This window comes from Acidovorax sp. SUPP2539, assembly GCF_030158975.1.
In the GTDB taxonomy this organism is placed as follows: Bacteria; Pseudomonadota; Gammaproteobacteria; order Burkholderiales; family Burkholderiaceae_C; genus Paracidovorax.
Map to the genome: position 1 here is coordinate 569,554 of NZ_BQXJ01000004.1, position 19,997 is coordinate 589,550.

The 19,997-nt window shown below is 68.0% G+C and carries 17 protein-coding genes and 2 riboswitches; of the genes, 7 read left to right on the forward strand and 10 right to left on the reverse strand.

The annotated features are described in order from the left end of the window. Positions 1–72 precede the first annotated feature (72 nt). The 6 genes from AVTE2539_RS17270 to gcvT form a co-directional block, all read right to left on the reverse strand. Positions 73–1,434: an MFS transporter gene (locus AVTE2539_RS17270; protein ID WP_284412389.1), complete on the reverse strand. Its 1,362-nt coding sequence runs from the start codon at positions 1,432–1,434 to the stop codon at positions 73–75. Positions 1,435–1,516: 82 nt separating this feature from the next. Further along, positions 1,517–2,536, reverse strand: a complete 1,020-nt coding sequence (locus AVTE2539_RS17275; protein ID WP_284412391.1) for a MerR family transcriptional regulator — start codon at positions 2,534–2,536, stop codon at positions 1,517–1,519. Between the two features lie 21 nt (positions 2,537–2,557). Next, positions 2,558–2,905: an FKBP-type peptidyl-prolyl cis-trans isomerase gene (locus AVTE2539_RS17280; RefSeq protein ID WP_442867280.1), complete on the reverse strand. Its 348-nt coding sequence runs from the start codon at positions 2,903–2,905 to the stop codon at positions 2,558–2,560. Positions 2,906–3,079: 174 nt separating this feature from the next. After that, positions 3,080–5,998 (reverse strand): aminomethyl-transferring glycine dehydrogenase, encoded by a 2,919-nt coding sequence (gene gcvP, locus AVTE2539_RS17285; RefSeq protein WP_284412393.1) that lies wholly within the window; start codon positions 5,996–5,998, stop codon positions 3,080–3,082. A gap of 43 nt (positions 5,999–6,041) precedes the next feature. Beyond that, positions 6,042–6,416, reverse strand: coding sequence for a glycine cleavage system protein GcvH (gene gcvH, locus AVTE2539_RS17290; RefSeq protein WP_284400287.1), 375 nt, complete (start codon positions 6,414–6,416; stop codon positions 6,042–6,044). An 80-nt stretch (positions 6,417–6,496) separates the two neighbouring features. Continuing rightward, a complete protein-coding gene (gene gcvT, locus AVTE2539_RS17295; protein ID WP_284412395.1) occupies positions 6,497–7,630 on the reverse strand; it encodes a glycine cleavage system aminomethyltransferase GcvT in 1,134 nt (377 codons plus the stop codon). Positions 7,631–7,677: 47 nt separating this feature from the next. Beyond that, a riboswitch (glycine riboswitch) is annotated at positions 7,678–7,791 on the reverse strand. A gap of 23 nt (positions 7,792–7,814) precedes the next feature. Beyond that, a riboswitch (glycine riboswitch) is annotated at positions 7,815–7,902 on the reverse strand. A 280-nt stretch (positions 7,903–8,182) separates the two neighbouring features. Here gcvT and AVTE2539_RS17300 point away from each other — a divergent pair. Beyond that, entirely contained in the window at positions 8,183–8,641 is a 459-nt protein-coding gene (locus tag AVTE2539_RS17300; RefSeq protein ID WP_272563736.1) for an Lrp/AsnC family transcriptional regulator, read from the forward strand. 136 nt (positions 8,642–8,777) lie between these two features. On the opposite strand, the gene AVTE2539_RS17305 is transcribed toward AVTE2539_RS17300, so the two are convergent. Both AVTE2539_RS17305 and AVTE2539_RS17310 read right to left on the reverse strand, forming a co-directional pair. Beyond that, entirely contained in the window at positions 8,778–9,380 is a 603-nt protein-coding gene (locus AVTE2539_RS17305) for a lipocalin family protein (RefSeq protein WP_284412397.1), read from the reverse strand. Positions 9,381–9,573: 193 nt separating this feature from the next. Next, positions 9,574–11,280, reverse strand: a complete 1,707-nt coding sequence (locus AVTE2539_RS17310) for an electron transfer flavoprotein-ubiquinone oxidoreductase (protein WP_284406895.1) — start codon at positions 11,278–11,280, stop codon at positions 9,574–9,576. A 139-nt stretch (positions 11,281–11,419) separates the two neighbouring features. On the opposite strand from AVTE2539_RS17310, the gene AVTE2539_RS17315 reads away from it, so the two are divergent. The 5 genes from AVTE2539_RS17315 (at position 11,420) to AVTE2539_RS17335 (ending at position 16,544) form a co-directional block, all read left to right on the forward strand. Beyond that, a complete protein-coding gene (locus tag AVTE2539_RS17315) occupies positions 11,420–12,202 on the forward strand; it encodes an SDR family oxidoreductase (RefSeq protein WP_272563733.1) in 783 nt (260 codons plus the stop codon). A 10-nt stretch (positions 12,203–12,212) separates the two neighbouring features. After that, the gene (locus AVTE2539_RS17320) at positions 12,213–13,130 is read left to right on the forward strand and encodes a DMT family transporter (RefSeq protein WP_284412400.1); all 918 of its coding nucleotides are present in this window, start codon (positions 12,213–12,215) and stop codon (positions 13,128–13,130) included. Between the two features lie 153 nt (positions 13,131–13,283). Next, positions 13,284–14,003 carry an autoinducer binding domain-containing protein gene (locus AVTE2539_RS17325; RefSeq protein WP_284412401.1) on the forward strand — a complete coding sequence of 240 codons (720 nt, stop codon included), beginning with the start codon at positions 13,284–13,286 and terminating at the stop codon, positions 14,001–14,003. A 256-nt stretch (positions 14,004–14,259) separates the two neighbouring features. Further along, positions 14,260–15,786 carry a catalase KatB gene (gene katB / locus AVTE2539_RS17330; protein ID WP_284412403.1) on the forward strand — a complete coding sequence of 509 codons (1,527 nt, stop codon included), beginning with the start codon at positions 14,260–14,262 and terminating at the stop codon, positions 15,784–15,786. 113 nt (positions 15,787–15,899) lie between these two features. Continuing rightward, positions 15,900–16,544, forward strand: coding sequence for an ankyrin repeat domain-containing protein (locus tag AVTE2539_RS17335; RefSeq protein ID WP_284412406.1), 645 nt, complete (start codon positions 15,900–15,902; stop codon positions 16,542–16,544). A gap of 81 nt (positions 16,545–16,625) precedes the next feature. Here AVTE2539_RS17335 and AVTE2539_RS17340 read toward each other — a convergent pair whose 3' ends face one another. Beyond that, positions 16,626–17,525: a metal-dependent hydrolase gene (locus AVTE2539_RS17340; RefSeq protein WP_284412408.1), complete on the reverse strand. Its 900-nt coding sequence runs from the start codon at positions 17,523–17,525 to the stop codon at positions 16,626–16,628. A gap of 340 nt (positions 17,526–17,865) precedes the next feature. Between AVTE2539_RS17340 and AVTE2539_RS17345 the strand changes: the two genes are divergently transcribed. Then, the gene (locus AVTE2539_RS17345; RefSeq protein ID WP_284406890.1) at positions 17,866–18,288 is read left to right on the forward strand and encodes an acyl-CoA thioesterase; all 423 of its coding nucleotides are present in this window, start codon (positions 17,866–17,868) and stop codon (positions 18,286–18,288) included. A 42-nt stretch (positions 18,289–18,330) separates the two neighbouring features. On the opposite strand, the gene garD is transcribed toward AVTE2539_RS17345, so the two are convergent. Beyond that, complete coding sequence (garD, locus tag AVTE2539_RS17350) at positions 18,331–19,926, reverse strand: galactarate dehydratase (protein WP_284412410.1); 1,596 nt, start codon at positions 19,924–19,926, stop codon at positions 18,331–18,333. Positions 19,927–19,997 lie beyond the last annotated feature (71 nt).

The following is a 19,997-nucleotide window of genomic DNA, read 5'->3' on the forward strand; positions in this document are numbered from 1 at the left end:
GCGCGGCGGCGCGGCGCAGCCCTTACCGGCCATCGGCAGCATTCACCGGGCCGGTGGCCGCCACGCCGCGGTTCAGCGCGGCACGGTGCCCGGCGCGTCGTTCACCTGCCGCAGCGGCGTGAGCAGGAAGGCCAGCGCTGCCACCGCCACCAGCGCTCCGCCGCAGGCCGCGAACAGCTGGGCCAGCGTGATGCCCTTCATGACCCAGCCCGTGACGGCGGCGGAGATCGGCGCCAGCCCCATGAAGATGAACATGAACAGCGCCATCGCCCGGCCGATGAGTGCCGGCGGCACCCGCTGCTGGATCCACGTGAAGATGCGCACCTGCATGAAGCCGCCCAGCAGGCCGATGGCCAGCATGAGCGCAACCCCTTGCCAGAGGGCGCCGATCACGCCCATGGGCATGAACAGCAGGCCGATGGTGGCGTCGAACGCCAGCAGCGTCATCCCCAGGCTGCCCCAGCGCAGGCGCGGCAGCATGCCCGAGGCCACCATGCCCGCGAGCGTGCCGGCACCGTGGGCACCCACCAGCGTGCCGAACGCGGCGGCGCCCAGGTGGGGCAGGCTGCTCGCCAGCACCGGCATGGCGATGTGCAGCGGACCCATGATGAGGATGGCCACGGCGCTCCAGTAGAGAAAGCAGGTGCGCAATTCGCGGTCGCGCCAGAAATGCGCCAGCCCCTGCGCCACCGAAGCCAGCACCGCCGGTGAAGCCTTGTCCGGCGCGGCGGGTGGGGTGGAGGCGGTGGAGCCCTCGGTGCGGCCGGAGGGAGCCGGCACCGCAGCCAGCAGCCGCACCTTCGACAGCGTCCAGGCCGACACGCCGAAGCTGAGCGCATCGAGCCCGAAGGCAATGCCGATGCCCGTCGCGTTGGCCATGGCGCCGGCGCCCGTGCCGTCGGCGCGACTGCCATCGCCGAACAGGGCGATCAGCAGGCCGGCCAGCAATGGCCCCAGGAACATCGTGAGCTGCCGAATGCCCATGCTGATACCGTTGGCCGCCTGCAGCTGCGTGCGCGGCACCACGTGCGGCAGCATGGCCGTGCCGGCCGGGATGCTGAAGGCGGTGGCCAGGCCGATGGCCAGCGACAGGGCATAGACCATCCACAGCGTGAGCTCACCCGCCAGCACCAGCCCGCTGAGCAGGCCCAACAAGGCCAGGTTGGCGTATTTGGTGCGCATCAGCACCTGCTTGGGCGAGTGGCGGTCCACGAGGGCACCGCCGATCAGGATGAACAGCGCGCGCGGCACGCTCATGAGGGCCAGCACCGTCCCGAGCACCAGCGTGTCGCCGGTCATCTGCAGCACGAGCCAGGGCAGGGCGATGAGCGTGAACTGGTCGCCCAGCAGGGTGAGGGCCGTGCCGCTGACCATCCAGCGGAAGTTGGAGTCCTGCAGCAATGCGGCGCGAGGGTGGTGGGGCGAAGGGGTCATGGGTCGGTCCGTTGGCTGCGCAGGGGCAGCGATGGGGGCCGACTGTGAAGCCTCACGTAGCGTGAGGGTCAAGCCATTTTTTTCAGGGCGATGGCGCGGCGGCTGGCAGGCACGGCACGGCGTGCAGGTAGTTGCGCACGGGCTCGCTCAAGGGAGAGCCGGCGCGCAGCAGGGGCTCGCTGGCCGATGCGCGCATCAGCTTGGCGCGCAGCCCGGCGTCGTGGCGGCAAAGGGTGCCGAACAGGGTGTCCCAATGCGCGGCGGTCGCCCGCGCGCGCGGATGGCCCGGGGGAATGCCCTGGTCCAGCAACTGCTGCACTTCCTGTTCCAGGTGCTGCCATTGCGTGTGGTGTACCTGGCCCAGCCGGCGCAGGTCGTCACGGTCCAGGTAGCGCAGCAGCAGGTCCATGCGCAACTGGATGGCGCCTTCGATGTACCGGATCATGTCGCCCGGCGGCGCATGGTTGCGGCCCTGGGTGCTTGGCTCGGTGCGGAACATGTGGCCCCAGCGTTCCAGCAGGTCCATGTCGCCGTCCATCCAGTGCAGCATCAGCGCCATCCATCGGTAGGCCAGCGCCTGGACTGCGGGCGCATCGATCGGCAGGCCCTCGTCCATGGCCTGGCGCACCTGGTCCCTGACAACCAGCCAGTCCGCTTCGATGCGGTGCCAATGGGAGAAGATGTGCTTGAGCTCGGCCGCGCTGAAGTATTTGCCGTAGGTGGCCATGAGCGCCAGCGCCTGCAGCCAGTCGCCCATGTCGGGCTCGGCGCCGGCCTCCAGCCCGTCGCGCAGCAGCGACAGGCGGCCGCGCAGCTCGGTGGCCTGCGCGATCTGCTGGTCCAGCGCGCGGATCTGCTGGCCGATGATCTGCTCGGGCGCCATGCCGTCGCCCGCCAGCAGGGCCGCAATGTCGCTGAGCGGCAGGCCCATCTGCCGCAGCGTCTGGATGCCGTGCAGCCGCTGCACGTCGGACGGGCTGTAGAGGCGGTAACCCGCCTCGGACCGGCCCGAGGGCTTGAGCAAACCCACCTCGTCGTAATGGTGCAGCGTGCGCACCGTGAGGCCGGTGCGCCGGGCCAGCTCGCCGACCTGGAGCAGCATTGGTGGCGGGCCCCCGGCCGGTCAGCGGACCGAGATCAGTTCGATTTCGAAGTTCAGCGTGGCGTTGGGGGGAATGACGCCGCCCGCGCCGCGCTCGCCGTAGGCGATGGCCGGCGGGCAGGTCAGCTTGGCCTTGCCGCCCGGCTTCATGCGCTGCACGCCTTCGGTCCAGCAGGGAATGACGCGGTTGAGCGGAAACTCGGTGGGTTCGCCGCGCTTGTAGGAGCTGTCGAACTCCTTGCCGTCCGGCAGCGTGCCCTTGTAGTGCACCTTGACGGTGTCCGTGGCCTTGGGCGAGGTGCCGGTGCCTTCTTTCAGCGACTCGTACACCAGCCCGCTGGGCAGGGTGACGGGGGCGGTCTGCGCCATGGCGGCGGGAACGATCACAAGCCCGGCAAGCAGGGCGCACAAGGAATTTCGCACGAAAGCATCTCCTGAAAAAAGGTAGCCCGCGATCTTAAAGAGTCTGCCCGCGGCCCTGTAACCCCATGTTGAAGGGCCAGGCCGGCCGGGCCCATGGCGCGGCCGGCGACCCCCTCGCCGTCACGCGTAGTCGCTCACCGGAATGCAGCTGCACGACAGGTTGCGGTCGCCCCAGACGTTGTCCACACGGCCGACCGGCGACCAGTACTTGCTGCGGCGCAAGGCGTCCACCGGAAAGGCCGCGGTCTCGCGGGCGTAGGGCCGCGTCCATTCCGGGGCGAGCAGGCTCTCGGCCGTGTGGGGTGCATGCTTGAGCGGGTTGTCGTCCTGCGGCCAGGCACCGGATTCGATCTGGCGGATCTCCTCGCGGATGGCGATCATCGCGTCGATGAAGCGGTCCAGCTCGGACAGCGTTTCGCTCTCGGTGGGCTCCACCATCAGCGTGTTGTGCACCGGGAACGACAGCGTGGGCGCATGGAAGCCGTAGTCGATCAGGCGCTTGGCCACGTCCTCGGCCATCACGCCGCTGGTTTCCTTCAGGCCCCGCAGATCCAGGATGCACTCGTGGGCCACGTGGCCGTTGGCGCTCGCGTACAGCGTGGGGTAGTGGTCCTTCAGCCGCGCGCTGATGTAGTTGGCCGACAGGATGGCCGTCTCGGTCGCGGCCTGCAGGCCCTCGGCGCCCATCATGCGGATGTACATCCAGCTGATCGGCAGCACGGCGGCATTGCCCAGCGGGGCGGAGCTGACCGCGCCCACGCCGTTGGCAGCGTTCGCGCCGGCGCCCAGGGCGCCTTGCGCGGCCGCGGTGCGGTGGCCCGGCAGGTGGGGCACCAGGTCGGCCACCACGCACACGGGGCCGACGCCGGGGCCGCCGCCGCCGTGCGGGATGCAGAAGGTCTTGTGCAGGTTCAGGTGGCTCACGTCGCCGCCGAACTCGCCGGGGGCGGCCACGCCCACCAGGGCGTTCATGTTGGCGCCGTCCACGTACACGCGCCCGCCGTGCTGGTGCACCAGCGCGCACAGTTCCTTCACCTGCGTTTCGAACACGCCGTGCGTGCTGGGGTAGGTGATCATCACGCAGGCCAGGTGCGTGCTGTGCTGCTCGCACTTGGCGCGCAGGTCGGCCAGGTCCACGTTGCCGTTGGCATCGCAGGCCGTCACCACGACCTGCATGCCCACCATCTGGGCGCTGGCGGGGTTGGTGCCGTGCGCGCTGCTGGGGATCAGGCAGATGTTGCGGTGGCCCTCGCCTTGGGCCGCGTGGTAGGCCTTGATGGCCAGCAGGCCGGCGTATTCGCCCTGCGAGCCCGCGTTGGGCTGCAGGCTGATGCCGGCGTAGCCCGTGGCCTCGCACAGCCAGGCGCGCAGTTGCTCGTCGAGCAGGCGGTAGCCCCGCTGCTGGTCGGCCGGGGCGAAGGGGTGCACGTTGGCGAATTCGGGCCAGGTGATGGGGATCATCTCGCTGCTCGCGTTCAGCTTCATGGTGCAGCTGCCCAGCGGGATCATGCTGCGGTCCAGCGCCAGGTCCTTGTCGGACAGCTGGCGGATGTAGCGCAGCATGCCGGTCTCGGAATGGTGGGTGTTGAACACCGGGTGCGTGAGGAAGGCGCTGGTGCGGCGCAGCCCCGTGGGGATCAGCGGCTCCACGCCCTTTTCGAAGGCGGCGAAAGTGGGCAGCGCCTGGCCGTCCCGGGCGAACACCTTCCACAGCAGCTCGATGTCGGCACGCGTGGTGGTCTCGTCCAGCGAGATGCACAGGTAGTTCTCGAAATAGACGCGCAGGTTGGCGCCCAGCGAGACGGCGCGGGCCGCGATGGCTTGCGTCGCGCCTTCGGTGTGCAGCGACAGCGTGTCGAAGGCGGCCTGCGGGCGCAGCGGCGCACCCAGTTGCTCCAGCCCCTTGGCCAGGATGGCGGTGTAGGCGGCCACGCGCTGGGCGATGCGCATCAGGCCCTGGGGCCCGTGGTAGACGGCGTACATGCTGGCCACCACGGCGGGCAGCACCTGGGCCGTGCAGATGTTGGAGGTGGCCTTTTCGCGGCGGATGTGCTGCTCGCGCGTCTGCAGCGCCAGGCGGTAGGCGGGCTTGCCGTGCACGTCCACGCTCACGCCGACCAGGCGGCCGGGCAGGGAGCGCTTGTACTCGTCGCGGCAGGCCATGAAGGCGGCGTGCGGGCCGCCCGCGCCCATGGGCATGCCGAAGCGCTGCGTGGTGCCCACCACGATGTCCGCACCCCATTCGCCGGGCGGCGTGATGAGGGTGAGGGCCAGCAGGTCGGCCGCGGCGATGAAGGCCGCGCCCTTGCCATGCGCCTTGGCGGCATCGGCCGCCAGGTCGTCGATGCGGCCGCTGGTGGCGGGGTACTGCGCCAGCACGGCGAAGTAGTCGCCGTCCAGCGCGTCATTCCACTCGGCCAGCGAATTGGCCAGCACCACCTCGATGCCCAGCGGAGCGGCGCGCGTCTGGATCACCTCGATGGTCTGCGGGTGCGCGTCGCCGGCCACGATGAAGCGCGTGCTTTTCGATTTGACCGAGCGCTTGGCCAGCGTCATGGCCTCGGCCGCCGCGGTGGCCTCGTCCAGCATGGAGGCGTTGGCGATGGGCATGGCCGTGAGGTCGCACACCATGGTCTGGAAGTTGACCAGCGCCTCCATGCGGCCCTGCGAGATCTCGGCCTGATACGGCGTGTAGGCCGTGTACCAGGCGGGGTTCTCCAGGATGTTGCGCAGGATGACGCCGGGCGTGTGCGTGCCGTGGTAGCCCTGGCCGATGAAGCTGCGCAGCACCTGGTTCTGTGCGGCGATGGCCTTCAGTTCGGCCAGTGCCGCGGCTTCCGTCGTGGCGGGCGGCAGGTCCATGGCCCGGCTGCGCGCGATGGAGCGCGGCACGATGCCGTCCACCAGCGCGCGGCGCGAGGCCTCGCCGATGGCGGAGAGCATGTGCTGTTCGTCCGCCCCGTCGATGCCGATGTGGCGGGGCAGGAACTCGGTGGCGTTTTCAAGCGCGCCAAGCGGCAGGGCGGATTGCATCAGCATGGAAGAGGACCGTGGACGGAAAAAGAAAGGGGAAGGAAAAGGCTCAGGCGTTCTTGGCGAAATCGGTGTAGGCCGTTTCGTCCATCAGGCCGGACAACTGGGCCGGATCGGACAGCTTGACCTTGAAGAACCAGCCGGCGTTCAAGGGATCGGAGTTGGCGAGCGAGGGGTCGGCGCGCAGCGCCTCGTTCACTTCCACCACCTCGCCCGAGACGGGCATGTACACATCGGCAGCGGCCTTGACGGACTCGACCACGCCGGCCACTTCGCCCTGAGAGAAGGTCTTGCCGACTTCGGGCAGGTCCACGAACACCACGTCGCCCAGGGCATCCTGGGCATGGACGGTGATGCCGACCACGGCGGCGTTGGCATCGGCGGCGTCGATCCACTCGTGATCGCGGGAGTATTGAACGGTCATGGGGGCTCCTGAAAAATGAAGAAAAGGAATCTGGAATGTAGCGGTGGCCGCCGCCTTGGCGGTGGCCCCGGCTGCCCGCTTCAGCCGCGGTGGTAGCGGGGCGCCACGAAAGGCAGCGCGCACACCTGCATGGGCACCGGCTTGCCGCGCACGATGGCCTGCACGCGCGTGCCGATGGCGGCCAGCGCCGGGGGCACGTAGGCCATGGCGATGGGCTGGTTCACGCTCGGGCCCAGCAGGCCGCTGGTGACCTCGCCGAGGGCCTCGCCCGCGGCGCTTTGCAGCGGGGTGTGTTCGCGAACGGGCACGCGCTCCAGTGCCGTGAGGCCCACGCGCTTGCGCGCCAGGGTGGCCGGGTCGTCGATCTGCGCCAGCACCTTGGCCGCGCCGGGAAAGCCGCCGGCCCGCGCACCGCCCGTGCGGCGCACCTTCTGGATGGCCCAGTTCAGGCCGGCTTCGGGGGGCGTGGTGCTGGTGTCGATGTCGTTTCCGTACAGGCACAGGCCCGCTTCCAGGCGCAGCGAGTTGCGCGCGCCCAGGCCGATCGGCTTCACCTCGGGCTGTGCGAGCAGGGCGCGTGCCAGCGCCTCGGCCTGCGATGCGGGCACCGAGATCTCGAACCCGTCCTCGCCGGTGTACCCGCTGCGGGTGACGAAGGCCTCGCAGCCCGCGATCTCGTAGCGCCCGCCGGTCATGAAGACGAGTTGCTCGATGCCGGGTGCCAGCCGCGACAGCGCCGCAACGGCCTGCGGGCCCTGCAGCGCCAGCAGCGCATGGTCGGGCATGGGGACGACCTCGCAGCGCTGGCCGATACGGGCCTGGATGTGGGCGATGTCGCCGGCCTTGCAGGCGCCGTTCACGATCACGAAGATGTCGCCCTCGCCCTGCTTGATGAACATCAGGTCGTCGATGATGCCGCCCTCGTCGTTCAGCAGCAGGCCGTAGCGCTGCTTGCCCACGGGCAGGTCGATCACGTCCACGGGAATGAGGGATTCGAACGCGGCCGCGGCATCGCTGCCCACCAGGCGCAACTGGCCCATGTGCGACACGTCGAACAGGCCGGCGGCCTGGCGCGTGTGCAGATGCTCCGCCATCAGGCCGGCGGGGTACTGCACAGGCATGGAATAGCCGGCGAACGGCACCATGCGGGCCCCGAGTTCGAGGTGCAGGGCATTCAGCGGGGTGGTGAGCAGGGCGGCGTCGGCGGCGGACATGGCAATCTCCAGCAAGGGCAAATGGGAACGCGGCCCCATGGCCACGCCTTTGCCCCGCTGTCCGCTTTACCTGAGAGATTCACCCACGTGCCAAGGCGGCGCGGGGCTTGCTCCTTCGGTGGGCCCGCGCACGCGGCGGACCTCTCTCCAGCAAGGGGAACGCCCGCATCCCTGCGGGCGTTTTGCCAGTCCTTTTGCCTGAGCGTTCGGGGTCACCCTGCGCCTTCGGCGGCGCCGGCAATCCCGGTGACGGGGCGGCGCTCTCTCCTGACCGGGCGGATTCTAACTGCAGCGCCGGTGCGCGCCGGGCGATCCGACCGCGGTGTGCGCGGGGGCTTGCCGTGTATCCAGAAGGCCATGCTTTCGAAAGCCAAGCGCCCCGGCGAACGGTAATCCGCCGGGGCCCTGCCTGTTTCGTGCGCCCCGGTAAGGGCGCCTTGATGGATGAAGTATGCGGTGCGGGCACTGGATGGATTTTCTGAATTTCTTCAAAAATGCCAGATTTGCAGAAATTTCTTCTGAAATATGTGAATTGGGAGAACAATGCAGTGCATGGACCGCCTCGACAGAAAAATCCTCTCCGTTCTGCAGGCCGACGCCCGCGCCAGCCTGCAGGAGATCGGCAACGCCGTGGGCCTGAGCCCGTCGCCCTGCTGGGGCCGCATCAAGAAGATGGAGGAGGCGGGCGTGATCGAGGGCTACACCGTGCGCCTGAACCCCAAGGCGCTCGATCTGAACGACACGGTGCTGGTTCAGGTCACGCTCGACAGCCATTCGGACAACACGCTCGAGAAGTTCGGCGAAACCCTGGCCAGCATTCCCGAGGTCATCGAGGCGCACCTGGTGTCGGGCGATTACGACTACCTGCTGCGCGTGGTGGTCAAGGACACGCGCGATTACGAGCGGCTGCTGCGCGAGAAGCTCTACAAGATCAAGGGCATTCGCCACAGCCGGTCGAGCTTCGTGCTGCGCACGCTCAAGCGGGCCGACCTGCCTTTGTTCGCGCAGTGACCGTGGAGGTGCCGGGGGGACTCGGACGGGCCAAGGCAATCGGTTTGTGCTGAAAAGTGCCGATTGCCATAGATCTTATTGCCTTGGATGCTATTAATTCGGGAGCAATGGGGTGCGAAGTTGGCGCCGTGCCGCGTCAGGCTGCGATGCGCACAGCACCGTCCTCGTCCTGCGGCACCCAGACGATGCGGTCCATGTCCACGCCCATCGCGCGCGCCTGGGCCAGCAGGCGGGGGCGCACGCCGCGGGGCAGGGTGGGGGTGCGCGACAGGATCCACAGGTAGTCGAGGCTCGCGCCCACGACCATGGCCCAGCGGTAGTCCTCGTCCAGCGCCACCACGTGGTAGCCGCCGTAGAAGGGGCCGAAGAACGACACCTTGAGCGATGCCTGGTCGGGGCGGCCGATGAACACCGCCCGGCCGCGCGATTCGCGCCAGCGCTTGCGGGCCGGATCGAACCCGCGGTTGAGCACCTGCACCGATCCGTCCGGGCCCCGGCTGTAGTGGGCGCTGGTCTGGACCAGGCCCTTTTCAAAACGGTGGTCGATGCGGGCCAGCTCGTACCAGTGCCCGGCATAGCGGTCCAGGTTGAAATCCTCCACCACCTCGATGCCCCGCGGGGCCCGCACGGATGCGCTGGCCGAGAATGCCAGCGCTGCCCCCACGGCGGCTGCGCCTAAGGCCAGGGGCCAGAGCGGGCGACGGTGGGTGCGGTAGCGTGGGGCGGGGGAACGGGCCATGGGGTCTCCTGCTTCGATGGCGTGGTGGTTCTTGATACTGCGCTGCAGTGCGCGGCGCGGAAAGGCCAGACAGTCTCGCCCGCAGGTCAGGAGGGTCCTGTAGGCGCGTTCCTGCAAAGGCCGTCGGAATCCCCACGAAAAAGGGCCTGCAAAGCAGGCCCTTCGGGTCGCCCTGGCGAGGGCGGGGGAGGCATCACATGCCGGAGTAGTTCGGGCCGCCGCCCCCTTCGGGCGTGACCCAGACGATGTTCTGCGTCGGATCCTTGATGTCGCAGGTCTTGCAGTGCACGCAGTTCTGCGCGTTGATCTGCAGCCGCTGGGCATCGCCCCCCTTGGCCTCGTCGGGCACGAACTCGTACACGGCGGCGGGGCAGTAGCGCGCCTCGGGGCCGGCGTACTTGGCGAGGTTGATATTGACCGGCACGCTCGGGTCCTTGAGCGTCAGGTGTGCCGGCTGGTTCTCGGCATGGTTGGTGTTGCTGATGAACACGCTGGACAGCCGGTCGAAGGTGAGCTTGCCGTCGGGCTTGGGGTACACGATGGGCTTGCACTCGGCCGCGGGCTTCAGGTAGGCGTGGTCGGGCTTGTCGCGGTGCAGCGTCCAGGGAATGTTGCCCTTGAGCACGAACTGCTCGATGCCGTTCATGAGTGTGGCGGTGGCTAGGCCCTTCTTGAACCACGCCTTGAAGTTGCGCGCCTTGTTCAGCTCGGCGTAGAGCCAGCTCTTTTCGAACGCCTCGGGGTAGGCCGTGAGTTCGTCGTGCTGGCGCCCCGCGTGCACCGCGTCGTAGGCCGCTTCAGCCGCCAGCATGCCGGTCTTGATGGCCGCGTGGCTGCCCTTGATGCGGCTCACGTTGAGGTAGCCCGCCTCGCAGCCCACCAGCGCGCCGCCCGGGAAAACCGTCTTGGGCAGCGACAGCAGGCCGCCGGCCGTGATGGCGCGTGCGCCGTAACCGATGCGCTTGGCCGGCTTGATGCCCTTGGCCTCGTCGCCTTCCAGGTAGTAGCGGATGTTGGGGTGCGTCTTCCAGCGCTGGAATTCCTCGAACGGGCTCAGGTAGGGGTTGGAGTAGTCCAGCCCGGTGATGAAGCCCAGCGTGACCTTGTTGTCCTCGGCGTGGTAGAGGAACGCGCCGCCGTAAGTGTCGCTGTCCATGGGCCAGCCGGCCGTGTGCATGACGAAGCCGGGCTGGTGGCGCTTGGGGTCGATTTCCCAGAGCTCCTTCACGCCGATGCCGTAGGCCTGCGGGTCGCGCCCCTGGTCCAGCTTGAAGCGGCTGATGAGCTGGCGGCCCAGGTGGCCGCGCGCGCCCTCGGCGAAGATCGTGTACTTGGCGTGCAGTTCCATGCCCAGCTGGAAGTCGGCGGTGGGCTCGCCTTCCTTGCTCACGCCCAGGTTGCCGGTGGCCACGCCCTTGACCGAGCCGTCTTCGTTGTAGAGCACTTCGGCGGCCGGAAAGCCGGGGAAGATCTCCACGCCCAGGTTTTCGGCCTGGGTGGTGAGCCAGCGCACCACGTTGCCCAGGCTCACGATGTAGTTGCCGTGGTTCTGAAAGCACTGGGGCAGCAGGAAGTTGGGGGTGCGCCAGGACGACTTTTCGCCCAGGAAGATCATGGCGTCGTCGGTGACGGGCTGGTTGAGCGGCGCGCCCAGCTCCTTCCAGTTGGGGATCAGCTCGGTCAGCGCCTTCGGGTCCATGATGGCGCCCGACAGGATGTGCGCGCCGGTCTCGGAGCCCTTTTCCAGCACCACGACCGAGATGTCCTGGCCTTTTTCGGTGGCGAGCTGCTTGAGCCGGATGGCGGTGGCCAGGCCGCCCGGGCCGCCGCCGACGACCACCACGTCGTACTCCATGGCTTCGCGGGGGCCGTGTTGGGCGAGGATTTCTTCTGGGGTCATGGGTGTCTCGTGGTGGTTTGATAATGGGTGATCCGCCGCGGGCGACTGGCCTGCGCGCAGTCCGTCGGTCGGACAGATTGTATTCACGGAAAACCGACAATCGAACGATCGTTCTATTTTCTGACAAGAGAGACATCCCATGGCTTACAGCATCGATTTGGAAGGGCGCGTCGCCTTCGTGACCGGGGCATCGAGCGGGCTCGGCGCGCAGTTCGCCCGCACGCTGGCCGCCGCAGGGGCCGGCGTGGTGCTGGCCAGCCGGCGCGTGGAAAAGCTCAAGGAGCTGCGCGCGCGCATCGAAGGCGAGGGCGGCGATGCCCATGTGATCGAGCTGGACGTGACCGACCACGACTCCATCAAGGCGGCCGTGGCCCACGCCGAGACGGAGATGGGCTCCATCGACATCCTGGTCAACAACTCGGGCGTCTCCACCACCCAGCGCCTGCAGGACGTGGAACCCGAGGATTTCGACTTCATCTTCGACACCAACGTGAAGGGCGCCTTCTTCGTGGCTCAGGAGGTCGGCAAGCGCATGCTGGCGCGCTCGCGCGGGGCGGCGCCGGGCAGCTTCACCGGCGGGCGCATCATCAACATCGCCTCGATGGCCGGCCTCAAGGTGCTGCCGCAGATCGGTGCCTACTGCATGAGCAAGGCGGCCGTGGTGCACATGACGCGTGCCATGGCGCTCGAATGGGGCCGCTTCGGCATCACGGTCAACGCCCTGTGCCCGGGCTACATCGACACCGAGATCAACCACCACCACTGGCAGACCGAGCAGGGCCGCAAGCTCCTGGACATGCTGCCGCGCAAGCGCGTGGGCCAGCCCAAGGACCTGGATGCGCTCATCGTGATGCTGGCCAGCGACCAGAGCCACTTCGTGAACGGCGCGGTGATCGCCGCCGACGACGGTTTCGCGGTCTGACCGCCGGCCGATGCTGACTGGAATCCTGGCAGGGCTCGCCGCGGGCGCGCTCTGGGGGCTGGTGTTCGTCGCGCCGCGCATGGCGGCCGGGTTCGCGTCGGTGGACCTCACCGCTGGCCGTTTCGTGGCCTACGGCGCCATGGCCGTGGGCATGCTGCTGTGGGGCCTGCGCCCCGGCACGCGCCGGGCGGTGCGCTGGCCCACCGCCCGCCAGGCCGGGGCCGCCCTGGGCCTGAGCGTGCTGGGATTCACTGGCTACTACCTGCTGCTGGTGCTGGCGATCCGCGATGCGGGGGTGGAGGTGCCGGCCCTCATCATCGGCACCATCCCGGTGTGGGTCATGCTGCTGGGCAAGCCGAAGGGGCTGCGCTGGGTGGCCCTGGTGCCGGGGCTGGCCCTGACCCTGGCGGGACTGGCGCTGATGGCGTTCGCGCCGCATGGGGAGGGCGGATCGCCAGCTGCGGGTGGCGGGGCGTACTGGTGGCGCGGCATCGGCATCGTGCTGGTGGCGCTGGTCTTCTGGACGGCGTTCGCCATCCTCAATTCGGCCTGGGTGCAGCGCCACCCGGAGGTGGGCGCAACCCAATGGGCCAACTGGCTGGGCGTGGCCACTGGCCTGGGGGGATTGCTGCTGTGGGGGGTGAAGGGCTCGCCCCCGGCAGAACTGGCGGCGCAGCCGGGTTTCGGCGCCTTCGTGCTGGTGTGCCTTGCGATCGGGCTGGGCGCGACCTGGCTGGCCACCATCCTCTGGAATGTGGCCAGCCAGCGCCTGTCCGCCAGCCTGTGCGGCCAGTTGATCGTGAGCGAGACCCTATTCGCTCTCGTTTATTCGTTCGCCTGGGACGGCCACTGGCCGGCGCCTGCCCAATGGGCCGCGTGTGCCATGTTCACCCTGGGCATTCTGGCCACCATCCAGGCCCACCGCTGATTCCTGCCCGGCCCCGCCATGCGTCCGTGGATTCGGGCGGGGTTATGCGCGGTTTTCATATTGCGCATCCCAATCGGCATGGCGAAAGGGCGCCCTCCCAAAACATTGCTGGGTAGACTGATTAATAAATAGTTAATCAAAAAAGGGGTGGTGATGGCAGCACAGTCGTGGCAGCGGGAGGTTTCCGAATGTTTCTCCAATGAGACCTGCAAGAACAGAATCTTCAGCAAAATCAAGTCCGCGGCGACGGAATTGGGTTTCGAGCGATGCGCGTATACCCTCTACATTCCCGTCCCCATCTCCCGCCCGCAGGTGGTCCAGGTGGACGATTTTCCGGAAGCGTGGCAAAGGCGATATTCCGTCGCCGAATACCACCATATCGACCCCACCGTGGCCCATTGCCGCAAATCCGAGCGGCCCGTGGTCTGGAGCGACGAGCTTTTCGCCTCGGCGCCCGAGCTGTGGCGTGAAGCGCAGTCCCATGGGCTGAAAGTCGGCTGGTCACAGGCCAACCAGAGCGTGGGCAGCCTGCGCGGCGTTCTGACCCTGGTGCGCTCCCGGGTCCCCCTGGCGGAGGAGGAACTCAAGGCGAACGAGCCCCGCATGTCGTTCCTTGCAAGCGCCTCGTACGAAGCCATGGGCCGCGCGATGAAGGCTTTGCACGGCACCCGCCAGAAGGCGTTCTTGACCCCGCGCGAGCTGGAGGCCCTCAAATGGACGGCGGACGGGAAAACCATGGCGGATATTGCGCAGATTCTGGACGTGTCCGAAAACACGGTGCGGTTTCACCTCAAGAACGCCACTGCCAAACTGCAGACGCCCAACAAGACGGCGGCCGCGGTCAAGGCGGCGTTGCTGGGCTGGCTGGACTGACGGCAATTAACCGAAAGACCCCGGAAAGCGCTTCGGATATGTAATAAAAAGCGACCGGCGGGGTGTTCCGATTCGTAGATTGCTATTTTTTTAATAGCGCCCGTCCGCGCGCTTTCCGGCATTTACTGCACTCCATCCAAAGGGTTGTGAGGGGCCCATCGGCAATATTCATCGCGGCCATAGCCAAACCCCTCTTGTGAGCGACATTCCGCCACGTGGATCATTCGCTTCCCTTAACGACTGGAGCGGAGTTTCCATGACAACCAGAAAAATCTTCACCGCAGCGCTGGTGCTGCAAGGCGTGTTGGTAGCGCCTTCGGCGTTCGCCCAATCCGCCCTCACGCGCGACAACGGCGCCCTGGTGGGCGACAACCAGAATTCGCAGACCGCCGGCCCGAACGGCCCCACCTTGCTGCAGGACGTGCAGCTGATCCAGAAGCTGCAGCGCTTCGACCGCGAGCGCATTCCGGAGCGCGTCGTGCATGCCCGCGGCACCGGCGTGCGCGGCGAGTTTGTGGCGACGGAAGACCTGTCTTCGCTGACCCAGGCCAAGGTGTTCAGCGCCGGCGAACGCACCCCGGTGTTCGTGCGGTTCTCTTCCGTGGTGCACGGCAACCATTCCCCCGAGACGCTGCGCGACCCCCGCGGCTTTGCCACCAAGTTCTACACGAGCCAGGGCAACTGGGATCTGGTGGGCAACAACTTCCCCACCTTCTTCATCCGCGACGCCATCAAGTTTCCCGACATGGTGCATGCGTTCAAGCCGGACCCCCGCACCAACCTGGACGACGATTCCCGCCGCTTCGACTTCTTCTCGCATGTGCCGGAGGCCACGCGCACGCTCACGCTGCTGTATTCGAACGAGGGCACGCCCGCCGGCTACCGGTTCATGGACGGCAACGGAGTGCATGCCTACAAGCTGGTCAACAGCCAGGGCCAGGTGCACTATGTGAAGTTCCACTGGAAGAGCCTGCAGGGGCTGAAGAACCTCGACCCCCAGCAGGTCGCCGCCGTCCAGGCCAAGGACTACAGCCACATGACCAACGACCTGGTCAACGCGATCAAGCAGGGCGATTTCCCCAAGTGGGACCTGTACGTGCAAGTGCTCAAACCCGAAGACCTGAACAAGTTCGAGTTCAACGCGCTGGACGCCACCAAGATCTGGCCCGATGTGCCTGAACGCAAGATCGGCCAGATGGTGCTGAACAAGAACGTGGACAACTTCTTCCAGGAAACCGAACAGGTCGCCATGGCGCCCGCCAACGTGGTGCCGGGCATCGAGCCCTCGGAAGACCGCCTGCTGCAGGGCCGCGTGTTCTCGTACGCCGACACGCAGTTGTACCGGGTGGGCACCAACGGCCTGAGCCTGCCGGTGAACCGCCCCCGCGTCGGCGTGAACAACGGCAACCAGGACGGCACGCTGAACTTCGGCCAGACCACCAGCGGCGTGAACTACGAGCCCAGCCGCCTGGAGCCCCGCCCGCAGGTCTCGGCGGCGCGCTACAGCCAGTTGCCGCTGTCTGGCACCACGCAGCAGGCCAAGATCGGCAAGGAGCAGAACTTCAAGCAGGCCGGTGACCTGTACCGCAGCTACGGCAAGAAGGACCGCGAGGACCTGATCCAGAGCTTCGGCGAATCGCTGGCCGGCGCCGATGCCGAGAGCAAGCACATCATCCTGTCGTTCCTGTACAAGGCCGATTCCGAGTACGGCACGGGCGTGGCCCGCGTGGCCAAGGGCGACCTGGCCCGCGTGAAGCAACTGGCCTCCGCGCTGCAAGACTGACGCGGGGCATGCGATGCACGCGTGGGGGCCGTCCTGGCGCCCGCGTGCTGCATCGAGGGGCGCCGCTGGCGGTGCCCCTCCCAAGACCGTCCCCCCATTCCAAGGAGATCGGCATGTCCCTTTCCCATCGATCGCGCCCTTGGGTGCTGGCAGCGCTGTGTGCGGGCGCGATGGCAGCCGGCGCAGCGGGTGCGGCCCCCAGCGCGGCCCCGGGCACGGCGGCAGCTGCACCCACATCGCCACCCGCAGCCTCGGCAGGCGCCGAGCCGGCAGCCCCGACCGATCCGGTCCAGGTCCAGCGGCAGTTGCGCCGCTATTTCTTCGATGCAGCCCGCGAGGGCCGGCGCGACATGCTGGGCGAGTTCATCGCCGCCCGCTACGACCTCAATGTCCGCGATGAAAAAGGCTACACCGCGCTCATCCTGGCGGCCTACCACGGGCACCGCGAGGTGGTGGAGCAGTTGCTCAAGGCCGGTGCCGACCCCTGCGTGCAGGACCTGCGCGGCAACACCGCCCTGATGGGCGCGATCTTCAAGGGCGAGGTGGCGATCGCGCGGCGGCTGGTGCAGGCCGACTGCGCCCCCGATCAGCGCAACAACGCCGGCCAGACCGCCGCCATGTACGCCGCCCTGTTCCAGCGGACCGAACTGCTGCAGGCCCTGGCGGCCAAGGGCGCGGACCTCGGCGCCAAGGACGCGCGGGGCAACGATGTGTCGCAGCTGCAGCGCGGCGAATTTGCCGGTTCACCCGCGCGGTGAGCTTTTGCAGGGATTCAAGCCAAATCGCCCTCCAGCGCAATGGGAACTAGGGCGTTTTGCTATAAAAATAATAGTGCCGAATCAGTTACGCCCCACCACGCGAAAGCGCTCGGCGTTCGCCTGCAGCCATTGCTGGGCCAGCGCCTCGGCCGTGGGCGATGCGTGCTCCTGATCGGGGTGGAAGTCGCTGCGCAGGTAGCGCACCAGCGCCGGCAGCGAGCGCCAGGCCACGCCATCGCGCCCCCAGAAGAACCGCAGCGCACTCCAGGCCGTGGAGGGACGCCACAGCGTGCCGTCGCGCTGCAGGTTGAGCACCGTCTGGCGCATCGCATCGACGGTGAACACCAGCGCCACATACAAGTACCAGCGCACCCGCCAGGCGTTGCTGCCGCCCGCGGCGCGGTAGAGGTCGAAGGCGACGGCACGGTGCTCGGTCTCCTCGGCGGCATGCCAGCGCCACACGGTCTGCAGCGTGGCGTCGGCGCCATCGAGCCAGCGCGCATGGCGCAGCGTGCCATCGGCCAGCAGGGCCGTGAAGTGTTCGTAGGCGCAGGTGACCGCCAGGGCGTGCAGCGGATTCTTGGTGCGAAGGTGCAGGCGGGCGATGCGTCCGCGCGCCCAGTGCTGCCAGTGGTTCTGCAGGCCCTGGCGCTCCAGCTCGGCGTTGTAGAGCCCATGCAGATGCCGGTGCGTGGCTTCCTGCCCGATGAAGCCGCGCAGCAGGGCCTGGAATCGGGTGGCCAGCGGCCCATGGGGGTTGCCCAGCAGCGGCGTGGCATCGCGCACGGAATCGATGAAGAATTGCTCGCCCACCGGAAAGCTCATCGACAGCGCATTGAAGAACTGCGTGCGGAAGGCATCGCCGCCGTGCCAGTGGCGGGCGAAGCCCTTTTGCAGGTCCACTTCGAGCTTGCGCACGGGGAGGGTGGCGGCGGCTGCTGCGGCGGGCGCGGGGTCGGGGGAGGCGGGGATCTCGGACATGGGAGGCGGCTTTCCAGAAACGGCGGTGACCCGGCAACGCCGCCGGGCTCCGTTTTCTGAGGATTATTCAGTTTTAGACCGGGCGCGCTACTCGCCTACTGCTCAGGTTTTCCGGGGCAGCCCGATCGCCTGCAGACAGGCCCCGGGACCGCGTGGATGCTGCGTTTCAGCCGTGAGGTGGTCGTGCGACCGTCCAGGCCCTGGCCGACGTGCTCATGTTTGGGAAAAGGTCGCTGTGCAGGGACTGCCGTGCGATACGCTGTGCGGGTGGACGCCAGTCTTCGCCGGGCCGTCTGCAGCGCGTTCCGCCCCGCACGCCCGGCACCAACCGAGGCCGCCGATGAAGATCGAGATTCCCGAAGCCAAGACGCTCGTGCACACGATGCGCTTTCCCGTGCGCTGGGGCGACATGGACGCCATGGGCCATGTGAACAACACCGTGTACTTCCGCTATCTGGAGACGGCCCGCATCGACTGGCTGGTCGCGGCGGGCTGCAACCCCGACCCGCAGGGCCAGGGGCCGGTGATCGTGAATGCCTTCTGCAATTTCTACCAGCAGCTCGAATACCCGGCCGAGGTGCTGCTCAAGCTCTACGTGAGCGACCCGGGGCGCACCACGTTCGAGACCTGGGGCACCATGGAGCGCGCGGACCAGCCCGGCGTGGTGTGCGCGGCCGGCGGTGCCACGACCATCTGGGTGGACTTTCCGCGCAAGAAAGCCGTGGACCTGCCGGCCTGGGTGCGCGCGCTGGTGGGCGGGTGACGCTGCCGCCATCGCGTTCGGCGGCCGGTGCCGCCGGGCCGCTCAGGTCACGGGCGCGGGATTGAACAGCACGAGGGCGTTGTGCAGCTTCCAGTGCTCGGCCCAGGTCTTCTTGCGCCCGCTGGCCACCTCCAGCATCAGGTGGAACATCTCCCAGCCCACATCCGCGATGGTCGCCTGCCCGTCCGCGATGCGCCCGGCGTTGATGTCCATCAGGTCGTGCCAGCGCCGCGCCAGGTCGCTGCGCGTGGCCACCTTGATCACCGGCACCTCGGCCAGCCCGTAGGGCGTGCCCCGCCCGGTGGTGAACACGTGCAGGTTCATGCCGGCCGCGAGCTGCAGCGTGCCGCAGATGAAGTCGCTGGCCGGCGTGGCGGCATACAGCAACCCTTTCTGCGTGGCCTTGTCCCCGGGCGAGACCACGCCCGAGATCGGGGCGCTGCCCGATTTGACGATGGAGCCCATGGCCTTTTCCACGATGTTGGACAGGCCCCCTTTCTTGTTGCCCGGCGTCGTGTTGGCGCTGCGGTCCACCCGGCCCTTGTCCAGGTAGGCGTCGTACCAGGCCATCTCGCGGATCATGGCCTGGGCCACTTCCGGGGTGCTGGCGCGCGAGGTGAGCTGGTCGATGCCGTCGCGCACCTCGGTCACTTCCGAGAACATGACGGTGGCGCCCGCGCGCACCAGCAGGTCGGTGCAAAAGCCCACGGCCGGGTTGGCCGTGACGCCGCTGAAGGCGTCGCTGCCACCGCACTGCACGCCGACCACCAGTTCGGCGGCGGGCACGGTCTCGCGGCGGCGGGCGTTCAGGCGCTCCAGGTGCTTTTCCGCCTGCCGCATGACGGAGTCGATCATGGACATGAAACCCACGTGGGCGTCGTCCTGCAGGCAGACCACGTCCAGCTTGGGCTCGGCGCTGGTGCCCACGTCGGCCACGCTGCGCTCGTCCACCAGCGGGATGCTGCCCGGGGGCAGCAGGCGCTCGGGCTGGAGCTTCTCGCAGCCCAGGCTGACCACCATCACCTCGCCGCCGAAGTTGGGGTTCAGGCTGATGTTGCGCAGGGTGCGGATGGGAATGACGGCGTCCGGCGCGTCGATGGCGACGCCGCAGCCGTAGGTGTGCTCCAGCGCCACCACGTCGTCCACATTGGGAAAGCGGGGAAGCAGTTCGGCCTTGATGCGCGCGACGGCGAATTCGGTGACGCCGGCCACGCACTGCACGGTCTGGGTGATGGCCAGGATGTTGCGGGTGCCGACCGAGCCGTCGGCGTTGCGGTAGCCCTCGAAGGTGTAGCCGGTGAGCGGGGGCAGGGGCTCGGGGCGCACGGTGGCCAGGGGCAGGCCCTCCAGCGACAGGGCCTCGGGCATGTGCAGCAGGCGCTCGTGCACCCAGCTGCCGGCGGGGATGGGCTGGATGGCGTAGCCGATGGGCACGTTGTAGCGGCGCACGGCGCCGCCCTGTGGGATGTCTTCCAGGGCGACCTTGTGGGCCTGGGGCACGCGGTCGACAAGTGTCAGGCCCGAGGCCAGCACCGTGCCTGCGGGCAGGCCCCCGTCGTTGGCGACGATGGCCACGTTGTCGGCCGTGTGCATCTGCACGGTCAGGGGCGGGCGGGCGGGTGAAGCGGAATCGGTCATGGGGCGGTCGTCGTGGGTGGGGCGATGTTCTGGAGGCTTTGCATGCGGCATGCCGCTCGATTGTCGATGGC

What these genes read in the sequence shown, in the direction of transcription:
- AVTE2539_RS17270 (WP_284412389.1), bottom strand. Translation starts at nt 1,434, where the DNA reads ATGACCCCTTCGCCCCACCACCCTCGCGCCGCATTGCTGCAGGACTCC.
- AVTE2539_RS17275 (WP_284412391.1), bottom strand. Translation starts at nt 2,536, where the DNA reads ATGCTGCTCCAGGTCGGCGAGCTGGCCCGGCGCACCGGCCTCACGGTG.
- AVTE2539_RS17280 (WP_442867280.1), bottom strand. Translation starts at nt 2,905, where the DNA reads ATGGCGCAGACCGCCCCCGTCACCCTGCCCAGCGGGCTGGTGTACGAG.
- gcvP (WP_284412393.1), bottom strand. Translation starts at nt 5,998, where the DNA reads ATGCTGATGCAATCCGCCCTGCCGCTTGGCGCGCTTGAAAACGCCACC.
- gcvH (WP_284400287.1), bottom strand. Translation starts at nt 6,416, where the DNA reads ATGACCGTTCAATACTCCCGCGATCACGAGTGGATCGACGCCGCCGAT.
- gcvT (WP_284412395.1), bottom strand. Translation starts at nt 7,630, where the DNA reads ATGTCCGCCGCCGACGCCGCCCTGCTCACCACCCCGCTGAATGCCCTG.
- AVTE2539_RS17300 (WP_272563736.1), top strand. Translation starts at nt 8,183, where the DNA reads ATGGACCGCCTCGACAGAAAAATCCTCTCCGTTCTGCAGGCCGACGCC.
- AVTE2539_RS17305 (WP_284412397.1), bottom strand. Translation starts at nt 9,380, where the DNA reads ATGGCCCGTTCCCCCGCCCCACGCTACCGCACCCACCGTCGCCCGCTC.
- AVTE2539_RS17310 (WP_284406895.1), bottom strand. Translation starts at nt 11,280, where the DNA reads ATGACCCCAGAAGAAATCCTCGCCCAACACGGCCCCCGCGAAGCCATG.
- AVTE2539_RS17315 (WP_272563733.1), top strand. Translation starts at nt 11,420, where the DNA reads ATGGCTTACAGCATCGATTTGGAAGGGCGCGTCGCCTTCGTGACCGGG.
- AVTE2539_RS17320 (WP_284412400.1), top strand. Translation starts at nt 12,213, where the DNA reads ATGCTGACTGGAATCCTGGCAGGGCTCGCCGCGGGCGCGCTCTGGGGG.
- AVTE2539_RS17325 (WP_284412401.1), top strand. Translation starts at nt 13,284, where the DNA reads ATGGCAGCACAGTCGTGGCAGCGGGAGGTTTCCGAATGTTTCTCCAAT.
- katB (WP_284412403.1), top strand. Translation starts at nt 14,260, where the DNA reads ATGACAACCAGAAAAATCTTCACCGCAGCGCTGGTGCTGCAAGGCGTG.
- AVTE2539_RS17335 (WP_284412406.1), top strand. Translation starts at nt 15,900, where the DNA reads ATGTCCCTTTCCCATCGATCGCGCCCTTGGGTGCTGGCAGCGCTGTGT.
- AVTE2539_RS17340 (WP_284412408.1), bottom strand. Translation starts at nt 17,525, where the DNA reads ATGTCCGAGATCCCCGCCTCCCCCGACCCCGCGCCCGCCGCAGCAGCC.
- AVTE2539_RS17345 (WP_284406890.1), top strand. Translation starts at nt 17,866, where the DNA reads ATGAAGATCGAGATTCCCGAAGCCAAGACGCTCGTGCACACGATGCGC.
- garD (WP_284412410.1), bottom strand. Translation starts at nt 19,926, where the DNA reads ATGACCGATTCCGCTTCACCCGCCCGCCCGCCCCTGACCGTGCAGATG.